This window comes from Telluria sp. BA11 (genome assembly GCF_056680305.1).
In genome coordinates, this window is record NZ_CM155275.1 from 1,821,660 (window position 1) to 1,832,268 (window position 10,609).

Here is a 10,609-nt window from a genome sequence, read left to right on the forward strand (position 1 = left end):
CCTCAGAACGGCAGGTCCGCGTCCGGCTTGGCGGCCAGGATCACGGTCTTGAACTCAGCCTGGATGCGCGCCAGTGCTTCCGGCGACTCGCCCTCGAAGCGCAGCACGACGACCGGCGTCGTGTTCGACGAACGGGCCAGACCGAAGCCATCGGCGTACTCGACGCGCAGGCCGTCGATGTCGTTGATTTTTTCGGACGTCGGGAACGTGGCGTTGGCGCGCAGGTGGTCGATCAGCGTGAAGTTCTCGCCCTCTTGCAGCTGCAGATGCAGTTCCGGGGTGCTGCTGGCCATTGGCAGGCTGTTGAGCAGCGCCGACGGATCCTGCTGCTTGGTCAGGATCTCGAGCATGCGCGCGCCTGCATACATGCCGTCGTCGAAGCCGTACCAGCGCTCCTTGAAGAAGATATGGCCGCTCATCTCGCCGCCAAGCGGCGCGCCGGTTTCCTTCAGCTTGGCCTTGACCAGCGAGTGGCCGGTCTTCCACATCAGCGGCTTGCCGCCATGCTGCTCGATGTACGGCGCCAGGTGGCGCGTGCACTTGACGTCATACAGGATCTCGCCGCCGGGAACGCGCGACAGCACGTCGGCCGCGAACAGCATCATCTGGCGGTCCGGGAAGATGATCTGGCCATCTTTGGTGACGATGCCGAGGCGGTCGCCGTCGCCGTCGAAGGCCAGGCCGATTTCGGCGTCGGTCTCTTGCAGCGCGCGGATCAGGTCTTGCAGGTTTTCCGGGTGCGCCGGGTCAGGATGGTGGTTCGGGAAGGTACCGTCGACCTCGCAGAACAGCTCGACCACTTCGGCGCCCATGCCGCGATACAGGTCACCCGCGAACGCACCGGCCACGCCGTTGCCGCAGTCAACCGCGATCTTGATCGGGCGCGCCAGCTTGACGTCGCCGATGATGCGCTCGAGGTAGGCGGCCCGGATGTCGTGCGTGCTGTAGCCGCCGCGCTGCGGCGCGATCGCGCCGTCATACGCTGCGATGCTGTCGTGCAGACCGGTGATCGCGTCGCCGTAAATGGCTTCGCCGGCCAGGACCATCTTGAAGCCGTTGTAGTCGGGCGGGTTGTGGCTGCCGGTGACCATGATGCCCGAGCGGGTGTCGAGCACGTTGGTGCCGAAATAGACCATTGGCGTAGCGACCATGCCCAGGTCGATCACATCGACGCCGGCGTCACGCAAGCCTTCACCCAGTGCGCTGGTCAGTTCAGGGCCGGACAGGCGGCCATCGCGGCCGATGACGACCTTGCTCTCTCCCTTGGCCAGCGCGGCAGCGCCGAATGCACGACCGATGTGACGCGCGATACCGGCGTCCAGGGTCTTGTCGATGATGCCGCGAATATCGTAAGCCTTGAAAATCGTTTTGGAGAGAGCGACCATTTTGTTTCCTGGAATATTGGAGGATTGATAAGTAAGCACTATTGTAACGGCAAGCGTGGCTCGCGTGGGAATGGCGCGCGTGCGCAAGCCTGGCAAAAGCCGAATGACAGAGCAAGGGAATATCGGGAAATAGCCGGAGCCGCGAATGGGCGCCGGAGTCGATGGCAGCACGCCACCGGCGCCGGCGCTGGAGAAGCGCGCGGCGCATGCTCCGCATTGCGGAGCGGTGCAGATTGCTTAGACGCGCAGGTCGTCGATCGACTTGCCGCCGTCGACCCATTCCTTGACCCACTTTGGCTGACGGCCACGGCCGGTCCACTGCTGGCTGGAATCCTGCGGGTGACGGTAACGCACGGCGACGGTCGCGCCTTTCGAACCGCGGCCGGTGGTGGCCATCAGTTCTTTCAGCGGCATGCCGACGCTTTGCGCGATTGCCAGAATTTGTTCACGTGCTTTCTGCACTTCCTGGGTTTCACGCGTTTTCATTTCCTGCTTGATTTGTTCTTGCAGGTTGCGCAAATCGCCTACCGACATATTCGACAGATCCATCATCGTTCCTCGTTCGTTAAAAAATTGAATGCATATTCAGCAATTGCTGACGCTCGGCGAATACTCACCAAATGTCGCAATATACTACAACAATAATATTCGGTCAGTCTTTCTTGCTTAAAAAGAGCCAGCGTGGCGACTTGAATCGAACAATACGCCCATACAACCAGAGGTAACTGATTATAAACAACAGACAGAACACCATCAATGCGCCGGTGCTTTCCCAGAACACGGTTGCCGGTATCACTGCCAGCAATGAAATCAGCCATAAATAAGGCGAAGTGCGGGCATTGCGTTTCATCAGTGCGCGGGCCTCGCGCGGCCCCACGGTCCATTGCACGATGCGCCGAAAAATCAAACTATGCAAGTGAATACCATCGGGCAGCGTTGGTGATTTGCCGCGAACAAACATGCGGCGGTATGCAGAGAATATGGTTTCAAATGCCGGGTAAATCAGCAATAGCGCTGCATACCAGGTGGAGACAGCCGGATTGCGCATTACCAGCAGCAGGGCCAGCTCGCCCAGCAGGAAGCCAAGGAAATACGCCCCGCCATCGCCCAAAAAAATCAGTCCGACCGGATAATTCCAGATCAGGAAGCCGGCCGTGGCCCCGGCGACGATCAATGCCGCCACCAGCACGAACATATCGCCCACCTGCAAGGCGACGTAGGACAGCGACAGCAGCATGAAAATGCTGATCACGCCGGCCAGACCATTGAAGCCGTCGATGATATTGATGGCGTTGGCCACGCCGGCCACGGCCAGCATCGTCAATGGCAGCACGATCCAGATGGATTCGAGCGGCACGACCGTCCACGGCAAGTCGAGACGGCCAATACGCGCGTCGAGCAGCCAATAACCAAAGCCTGCTGCGAGCATCGTCAGGAACAGGCGACGGCTCGGCGAGACCTTTCCCGTATAGTCTTCGGCAATACCGCCGGCCAGGGCAATCGTGGCGCAGGCAATCAGGGTTGCCAGCCACGCTGCCATTTGCGGCTGGCGCAGGATCGATAAACCGGACGCCACCACCACTGCCAGAAAGATGGGAATACCGCCGATGCGCGCGACTGCATGCGTATGGTTTTTCTGTACGCCGGTAAAATCACCATCGAGTCCCAGGCCATGTTTTCGCGCGGTCTTGATGACCAGCAGCGTGAGCAATGCGCAGGAAAGGAAACTGACAAAAAACGAGAACATTATTGTTTTCTTTCGGAGCGATTCTTGTGCAGCGCTCCGCGAAGGAAGCGAATTGGCGCAGCCACGATACGCTATTCATCAATGGAAAGCCGGCCTCATTGTACCGGACTGGACGTGGATGCCGGCGCGCGTATTTATGTTTTCATCCGCTTGCACGGCGACGCAAAAAACTTCCCTGGCGCGTAAAATCATTTAGTATCCGCCAGAGCATCATATGCTCCATTTTTCATAACGCCAGGCAGCAGGACGGCAATGTCCTGCCAGAACAAGAATATGACCACTTACGCCATTGGCGACCTCCAGGGCTGCGCACATGAAGCGCAGCTGCTGCTTGACCGCATTGCCCTCGTTGCGGGTGATGACGCGCGCATCCTGTTCGTGGGTGACCTCATCAACCGCGGCCCCGAATCGCTGATGGCGCTGCGGCGCATGAAAGCGCTCAACCAATCGAGCGGCGGGCGGGTCGATGCCCTGCTCGGCAACCACGACCTGCACCTGATCGCGGTGGCCGGCGGCGCCCAGCGCCTGAGCCGCTCCGACACGCTCGACGAGATCCTGGCCGCCCCCGACCGCGACGAACTCATCGCCTGGCTGCGCGCGCGGCCGCTGGCGATGTTCGTCGACAATCACCTGCTGGTGCACGCCGGCGTGGCCCCGCAATGGGATGCGGCGCAGACGATGGCGCTGGCCGGCGAAGTCGAACGCATGCTGCAGGGCGACGGCTGGCTTGATTTCCTGAGCCAGATGTACGGCAACCAGCCCGACCGCTGGGACGACAGCCTGACGGGCATCGAGCGCCTGCGCTGCATCGTCAATGCGCTCACGCGCATGCGCCTGTGCGCGCCTGACGGCGCGATGGATTTCAAGCACAAGGAATCCGACACCGGCCCGACCGGCAGCGACCTGCTGCCATGGTTCGACCTGCCGGCGCGCCGCACGCAGGACGTGACGGTGGTGTTTGGCCACTGGTCGGCGCTGGGCGTGGTGCAGCGGCCCAACCTGGTTGGGCTGGACAGCGGCTGCGTCTGGGGCGGCAAGCTGACAGCCGTGTGCCTCGATGACCGCACACTTCTGCAGGTGGATTGCCCCGAGTACCGCGAGCACGGCGGCAAGCAGCGCTGAACTAGCGCGGGACCGGGTTGACCACCGCGGTGGCTACTGCAGTTGCCACGGCCTCCTGCGACGCCTGCGCCAGTTCGCGCCGGTGCGCGCCGTAGCTTTCGAGGGGCGCCAGGCAGGTCAGACGCGCCATGACGGGCGGCCCCTGCAAAATCCGGAACAGGCTGTCGACAAAGGTGGTCTCGCCGACGTACTCGATCGACGGGTGGTGCGCGCCGTCGGCGCCGACATAGGCCAGCGCATACGGCTGCACCCGCACGCCGGCATCGATGGCCGCTTCGAACAGGTTGGCGTGGAACGGCAGCACCTGGCCTTGCAGGCCGGTCGTCCCTTCCGGGAACAGCGCCACGCGCTCGCCATGCTGCAGCACATCGACCAGCCCCTTGAACACGTGGCGCAATTCGCGCCGGTTGCCACGCGCGATGAAGACGGTGCCGGCGCCGGCGGCCAGGCGCCCCATCACGGGCCAGGCGCGAATTTCGGCCTTGGCCACGAACCGGCACGGGCTCAAAGCATTGATGACGAAGATATCGAGCCACGACACGTGATTGGCCACCACCAGCGCGTGCGCGAGCGGCGGTACGCCGCCGTCGCGGGCGACGCTGACACGGCACAGACGCAGCAGCTGGCTCGACCAGCGCCGCGTGATCCGCGCGCGCAGTGGGGGGGACGCAAAGGGAAACACCAGCGCGCACGTCGCCAATCCTTCGCACAGATGGACGGTAACGCGCGCAAGGCGCCAGGCAAGCCGGATATTCAAGGTGATGGGCGCAGTGAAGGCGCGCGCTTCAGACGAAGCGCGCACAGTGGTGGAATCAACGCTGGTAGGCCACGCGGCCGCGCACGACGGTCGCGCGCACCTGCCCGGCCAGCTCGTAGCCGAGGAATGGCGTGTGCTTGCCCTGGCTGGCCAGCGCCTTGCGGTCGACAGTCCAGCGCGCGGCCGGGTCGAACAGCACGACATCGGCTGCCGCACCCACGCCCAGCGTGCCCGCCGGCAGGCCCGCAATGCGCGCCGCTTCGCAGGTCACCTTGCCGAGTGCCAGCGCCAGCGCGCCCTGTGCATCCTGTGTGCTATGCGGCTGGTCTTGCGCCCACTTGAGCGTGAGCGCCAGCAGCAACTCCAGGCCCGTGGCGCCCGGCGAAGCTTCGCCGAACGGCAGCAGCTTTTCGTCGTCATCCACTGGCGTGTGGTCGGAGCAGATCGCATCGACCGTGCCATCGACGAGCGCAGCGCGGATCGCGTCGCGGTCGCGCTGCGAGCGCAGCGGCGGCGTGAGGCGCGCGTTGGAATCGAAGAAGCCGATATCGGCGTCCGTCAGGTGCAGATGGTGCACGCCCACGTCGACTGTCAGGTTCAGGCCTTCTTTCTTTGCGGCGCGAATCAGGTCCAGGCCCGCAGCGGACGAAATCCGGCACAGGTGCACGCGCGCGCCCGTGGAGCGCATCAACTCGAAGATCGTGTGCAGCGCGATGGTTTCGGACATCACCGGCACGCCGGACAGGCCGAGGCGCGAGGCCAGCGGGCCGGCATGGGCCACGCCGCCGCGGCCGATGTGCGCGTCCTGCGGGCGCAGCCAGACGGTGTACTCGAACGTCTTGGCGTACTGCATTGCGCGCAGCAGCACGTTGGTATCGAGGATCGGCTCTTCGGCCTGCGCGAAGCCGATGCAGCCGGCTTCGGTCAGTTCGGCCATCTCGGTCAGCGCCTGCCCTTTCAGGCCCACGGTCAGTGCGCCCAGCGGGTGCACATTGGCCTGGTCGACGATGCGCGCGCGGTGCTTGAGCATTTCGACCAGGCCTGGTTCGTCGAGCACCGGGTCGGTGTCGGGCGGGCAGACCAGCGTGGTCACGCCGCCCTGCATCGCCGCCTGCAGCTCGGATTCGAGCGTGGCCTTGTATTCGTAGCCGGGCTCGCGCAGGCGCGCCGACAGGTCGACCAGGCCCGGGGCGACCACGAGGCCGCTCGCATCGATGCTTTGGTCGGCCGTGAAGCCTTGGGGGGCGACGCCAAGCGCCGCAATCTTGCCGTCGACGATGAACAGGTCTTGCACGGCGTCGACGCCGTTCGCCGGGTCGATCACGCGCCCGTTCTTGATATGGAGTTTCATGCGTGGGTTCCTGCCAAAATGCTCATGACTGCCATGCGTACCGCGATTCCGAACGTCACCTGCGGCAGGATCACTGCCTGGCTGCCATCGGCCACCGCCGAGTCGATCTCGACGCCGCGGTTCATCGGCCCCGGGTGCATCACGATGGCATCGGGTTTCGCCAGCGCCAGACGCTCGGGCGTCAGGCCGTAGCTCTTGAAATATTCTTGCGCCGACGGCAGCAGCGCGCCGCTCATGCGCTCGTTCTGCAGGCGCAGCATGATGATCACGTCGACGTCCTTCAAGCCTTCGTCGATATTGGTGAAGGTGCGCACGCCCATCTGATCCAGGCCGCCCGGCAGCAGCGTGTGCGGGCCGATGGCGCGCACTTCGGGCACGCCCAGCGTGGTCAGCGCGTGGATGTCCGAACGGGCCACGCGGCTGTGCAGGATGTCGCCGACAATGGCCACGCGCAGGTTCGTGAAGTCTTTCTTGTAGTGCCGGATCGTGTACATGTCGAGCAGGCCCTGGGTCGGGTGCGCATGGCGCCCGTCACCGGCATTGACGACGTGGACATCCGAACGGGTCCGGTTCAAGTGCTGCGCGATCATGTACGGCGCGCCCGACTGCGCGTGGCGCACCACGAACATGTCGGCATGCATCGCGGCCAGGTTGTCGATCGTGTCGAGCAGCGACTCGCCCTTGGTGGTCGACGAGGCCTGGATGTTCAGGTTGATGACGTCGGCCGATAGGCGCTTGGACGCAATCTCGAACGTGGTGCGGGTACGCGTCGAATTTTCGAAGAACAGGTTGAACACGCTCTTGCCGCGCATGAGCGGGACCTTCTTGACTTCGCGGTCGGAGATCCCCACGAAGCTCGATGCGGTGTCGAGGATGTGGTCGATGTGCGACTTCTTGAGGCCCTCGATGGTGAGCAGGTGCTGCAGCTCGCCGTTTTTGTTCAGTTGCGGATTATTGTGCAGGATCGGCATTGTCTTGTTCGATGGTAAGCGAAAGTTGGCCTGTCTCATCGCGCTGCAGGCACAGCGACTCGTTGGCTTCGAGCACGGCGTGGGCGCCGACGAAATCGGCGGCCACCGGCAGCTCGCGCCCGCCCCGGTCGGCCAGCGCGGCCAGGCGGATGCAGGCCGGACGGCCGTAGTCGAACAGCACGTTGATCGCCGCGCGCGTGGTGCGGCCGGTCTGCAGCACGTCGTCGACCAGCACCACGGTGGCGCCGTCGACCGCGAAGCGGATGTGCGTTGGTTTCACGTCCGGGTGCAGGCCCTTGCGCGCATAGTCGTCGCGGTAGAACGAAACGTCGATGGAGCCGAGACGATGCGTCAGGTCGAGGTCGCGCGCAAGGCGCTCGGCCAGCCAGGCGCCGCCCGAATGGATGCCGACGATGGCCGGCTCGGCGACACCGTCCAGGCCAGCGCGGACCTGGGCCAGCAGCTCGCGGTAGAGCGCTTCGGCATCGAATGCGTGTTTGTTGGTGGGCATAGGGTTAGCGTGATGCGTCAAAATACTGTTGCAAAATAATGGCGGCCGCCTTGTCGTCGATGACGTCGCCGCGCTTTGATGCAATCACGGCCGACGAATAACGTTCATCGACCAGTTCGACGGGAAGGTTGAAGCGGCCATGCAGCTGGTTGGCAAAGCGGCGGCTGCGCAAGGTCATGTCGTGCTCGGCGCCATCGGGATGGCGCGGCTCGCCCACGATCAGGCGCGCCGGCTGCCATTGGGCGATCAGCTCGCCAATGATCTGGAAGCGGGTGGCGTTGTCGATCGCACTGACGACTCTCAAAGGCTGGGCTTGCCCGGTCAGGGTGTTGCCCATGGCGATGCCGATCCGCTTGATGCCGAAGTCGAAGCCCAGGACGATATCAACCATGCATGCGTTTCTTATACGGAAGCGCCTTACGCATGGCCGGCTTCAGTGGCGAGCATCAGGGGATCGATGCCCAGCAGCTTGATGGCAGCGTGGTAGCGCTCTTCAATCGGCAGGTCGAACAGCACGCGCGCGTCGGCGCCCACCGTCAGCCAGCCATTGCGCGAAATTTCTTCTTCGAGCTGGCCCGGGCTCCAGCCAGCATAGCCGATGGAGACGAGCATGCGCGCCGGGCCACCGCCGTTGGCGACGGCCTCGAGCACGTCGATCGAGGTCGTAAACGAGACGTCGTCGGTGACGGTCAGCGACGACGAATAGCGCCCGCCCGGCGAATGCAGCACGAAGCCGCGGTCGTCCTGCACGGGGCCGCCGAACATGATCGGCTCGTCGACGACGGTGGCGCGCAAGCCTTCGGCCAGCTTGAGATCGACGCGGTCAAACAGGGTTTCCATCGTCATGTCGGTCGGCTTGTTGATGACCACGCCGAGCACGCCCTTGTCGTTGTGCTCGCAGACGTAGACGACGGTGCCGCCGAAGACGGGATCCTGGATCGACGGCATGGCGATCAGGAAGTGATTTGCCAGGTTCAGGCCGGACGCTGCCGGGCCCGCCATAGTAGGGGAGCCATCCTGCTCACGGGGCATGCCCGGCATGGGAAGAGTTTGGCCAACTTTGGTTTTTTTCATACGATTGCTCTCAAAAGGCGCACTCTCGCGTTGTTACTTCTGTTGAACGGCTGCCAGGTATCTGCAGAACAACCTTACGCTTTTCGACAGTTTACACCCATTTGCCCCTGAGGCCATTGGAAGCATTCCTCGGGCGCCACACGTTTCGATGATGGGCAGTAAAATCTGGATCCGCCTTGACCTCGCACACGATGATGAATTTAAGCAAGTCTTTAGTCTGGTTTCGCCGTGACCTGCGCACGTTCGACCACGCCCCCCTGCACCACGCCCTGCGTTCATCACAGCAGGTGTATTGCGTGTTCGTGTACGACACCGACATCCTCGATGAGTTGCCAAAGGATGACCGGCGTCTGCGTTTCATCCATGCCAGCCTGGCCCAGCTCGACACTGAACTGCGTCACCTTGGAGGCTACCTGATCGTGCGGCACGGCAGCGCGCGCGATGAAGTCGTTGCTTTAGCGGAAGAACTCGGGATCGATGCCGTGCATGTTGGCACCGACCATGAACCGTCGGCCATTGCGCGCGACCTCGCCGTGGCCGAACAACTGGCCAAGCGCGACTGCGCCTTCCATACCTACAAGGACCAGGTCATCTTCGAGAAGCAGGAAGTGCTCACGCTCGCCGGCGGCGTGTTCTCCGTGTTTACGCCGTACAAGAATGCCTGGCTCAAGCGCCTGGCGGCCCATCCCGAGACGCTGGCCACCTACCCGGTCGACGCCCATGCGCACGCGTTCGCGCCCCCTACCGGTGCGCCGGTCGCCCTGCCGGCCCTGGAAGACATCGGCTTCACGTCGGGCGAGCCGCCGCTGCCTGCCGGAATGGATGGGGCCGAAGAGATGTTCGAGGCGTTTGTGACCGAGATGGCCGACTATGGCCGTGCGCGCGACTTCCCGGCCGAGGAAGGCACCTCGCGGCTGTCGGCGCACCTGCGCTTTGGCACCACATCGATCCGCCACCTGGTGCGCAGCGCCCGCGACATGGTGCAGTCGGGCACCGGCGGGACCGGTGCGTCCGTGTGGCTGTCGGAACTGATCTGGCGCGACTTCTACGCGATGGTGCTGTCGCAGAACCCGCACGTGGTCGAACGTTCGTTCAAGCCGGCGTTCGACGCGGTCGAGTGGGATACCGGGGACGAAGCCGACGCGCTGTTCGCGGCCTGGTGCGAGGGCCGCACCGGGTATCCGCTGGTCGATGCGGCGATGCTGCAGCTGAACCAGACGGGCTTCATGCACAACCGGCTGCGCATGGTCACGGCGAGCTTTTTGACCAAGGATCTGGGGATCGACTGGCGCCGCGGCGAGCGCTATTTCGCGCGCCAGCTCAATGACTACGAGCTGGCCTCGAACAACGGCGGCTGGCAGTGGGCGGCGTCGACCGGATGCGATGCGCAGCCGTGGTTCCGGATCTTCAATCCGGTCACGCAATCGACGCGCTTTGACGCGCGCGGGGAGTTCATCCGGCGCTACCTGCCGCAACTGGCAAAGCTCGACGGCAAGCAGATTCACGCGCCGTGGCTGGTGAAGTCCGATGTGCTGGCAGAGCGCGGCGTGGTGCTGGGACGGGGTTATCCGGCGCCGGTCGTGGAGCACGACGCGGCGCGACAGCGCACGCTGGAGCGCTTTGCGGTGGTGAAGAAAGTGGTGGCGAAGGCAGAGGACGAGAAGGACGACGCGAACGACGACTGAACGCCG

General features: G+C 63.8%; 11 protein-coding genes. 2 read left to right on the top strand and 9 right to left on the bottom strand.

Annotated elements, in window-relative coordinates; all coding sequences use genetic code 11:
• Nucleotides 1–2 precede the first annotated feature (2 nt).
• From AC1MGT_RS07910 to AC1MGT_RS07920, 3 genes are all read right to left on the bottom strand, one after another.
• A complete protein-coding gene (locus AC1MGT_RS07910) occupies nt 3–1,385 on the bottom strand; it encodes a phosphomannomutase/phosphoglucomutase (RefSeq protein ID WP_499503741.1) in 1,383 nt (460 codons plus the stop codon).
• Between the two features lie 237 nt (nt 1,386–1,622).
• Nucleotides 1,623–1,934 carry an H-NS histone family protein gene (locus tag AC1MGT_RS07915; protein ID WP_332532344.1) on the bottom strand — a complete coding sequence of 104 codons (312 nt, stop codon included), beginning with the start codon at nt 1,932–1,934 and terminating at the stop codon, nt 1,623–1,625.
• 103 nt (nt 1,935–2,037) lie between these two features.
• Entirely contained in the window at nt 2,038–3,132 is a 1,095-nt protein-coding gene (locus AC1MGT_RS07920; RefSeq protein ID WP_332532286.1) for an MraY family glycosyltransferase, read from the bottom strand.
• 273 nt (nt 3,133–3,405) lie between these two features.
• Between AC1MGT_RS07920 and AC1MGT_RS07925 the strand changes: the two genes are divergently transcribed.
• Nucleotides 3,406–4,254 (top strand): symmetrical bis(5'-nucleosyl)-tetraphosphatase, encoded by an 849-nt coding sequence (locus AC1MGT_RS07925; protein ID WP_499503742.1) that lies wholly within the window; start codon nt 3,406–3,408, stop codon nt 4,252–4,254.
• Between the two features lies 1 nt (nt 4,255).
• On the opposite strand, the gene AC1MGT_RS07930 is transcribed toward AC1MGT_RS07925, so the two are convergent.
• The 6 genes from AC1MGT_RS07930 to AC1MGT_RS07955 are packed head-to-tail and all read right to left on the bottom strand — an operon-like array spanning nt 4,256 to nt 8,918.
• Nucleotides 4,256–5,011, bottom strand: coding sequence for a lysophospholipid acyltransferase family protein (locus tag AC1MGT_RS07930; RefSeq protein ID WP_499504261.1), 756 nt, complete (start codon nt 5,009–5,011; stop codon nt 4,256–4,258).
• 55 nt (nt 5,012–5,066) lie between these two features.
• Entirely contained in the window at nt 5,067–6,362 is a 1,296-nt protein-coding gene (locus AC1MGT_RS07935) for a dihydroorotase (protein WP_499503743.1), read from the bottom strand.
• Nucleotides 6,359–7,333: an aspartate carbamoyltransferase catalytic subunit gene (locus AC1MGT_RS07940; protein ID WP_482900133.1), complete on the bottom strand. Its 975-nt coding sequence runs from the start codon at nt 7,331–7,333 to the stop codon at nt 6,359–6,361. The genes AC1MGT_RS07935 and AC1MGT_RS07940 overlap by 4 nt, the downstream gene beginning before the upstream one ends.
• On the bottom strand, nt 7,314–7,844 hold the full coding sequence (gene pyrR / locus AC1MGT_RS07945; protein ID WP_258835639.1) for a bifunctional pyr operon transcriptional regulator/uracil phosphoribosyltransferase PyrR: 531 nt from the start codon (nt 7,842–7,844) through the stop codon (nt 7,314–7,316). The genes AC1MGT_RS07940 and pyrR overlap by 20 nt, the downstream gene beginning before the upstream one ends.
• A 4-nt stretch (nt 7,845–7,848) precedes the next feature.
• Nucleotides 7,849–8,235, bottom strand: a complete 387-nt coding sequence (gene ruvX / locus AC1MGT_RS07950) for a Holliday junction resolvase RuvX (RefSeq protein ID WP_258835640.1) — start codon at nt 8,233–8,235, stop codon at nt 7,849–7,851.
• A gap of 26 nt (nt 8,236–8,261) precedes the next feature.
• Nucleotides 8,262–8,918, bottom strand: a complete 657-nt coding sequence (locus AC1MGT_RS07955) for a YqgE/AlgH family protein (protein WP_499503744.1) — start codon at nt 8,916–8,918, stop codon at nt 8,262–8,264.
• A 194-nt stretch (nt 8,919–9,112) separates the two neighbouring features.
• On the opposite strand from AC1MGT_RS07955, the gene AC1MGT_RS07960 reads away from it, so the two are divergent.
• Nucleotides 9,113–10,603, top strand: coding sequence for a cryptochrome/photolyase family protein (locus AC1MGT_RS07960; RefSeq protein ID WP_499504262.1), 1,491 nt, complete (start codon nt 9,113–9,115; stop codon nt 10,601–10,603).
• Nucleotides 10,604–10,609: the final 6 nt, after the last annotated feature.